This window comes from Brucella sp. TWI559 (genome assembly GCF_039674265.1).
GTDB lineage: Bacteria > Pseudomonadota > Alphaproteobacteria > Rhizobiales > Rhizobiaceae > Brucella > Brucella chromiisoli.
On the sequence record NZ_JBDJNE010000086.1, the window covers coordinates 1 to 323 of the forward strand.

A 323-nucleotide genomic window follows, 5' to 3' on the forward strand; every position below is an offset into this window, starting at 1 on the left:
GGGAACGGGTTTCTGTCTCATCTTTGCGTCCTTTGATAAAGCTATGATGAGCCGAAAATCCTCTCTTCTTAATTAAACCAGTTTTGTCTCAAAGGCGCTGAGGTCGGACAAAGCGGGATGTCACCTTCTAAGGCAAAGTTCATAAGCGCTGCGACAATTTCGCTTCCGTTTTTTGCTGTCGCGGCGGGCCTGTCAGTTGTCACATGTGTTGTCGCTTATCTGTCTAACCAGGAGTATTCGAGTCATTATCGAGGATCGACAGAGAAAGAGCATGAGCAAATCGCGAAAAAGCTTAACAAAGTGGGCGTTGGGCTTGCCGCTCT

The 323-nt window shown here is 47.7% G+C and carries 1 protein-coding gene; it reads left to right on the top strand.

Annotated features, from left to right (window positions below):
* Nucleotides 1–117 precede the first annotated feature (117 nt).
* On the top strand, nucleotides 118–323 hold a 206-nt coding region (locus tag ABE530_RS19735; RefSeq protein WP_499695741.1), incomplete at its 3' end, for a hypothetical protein.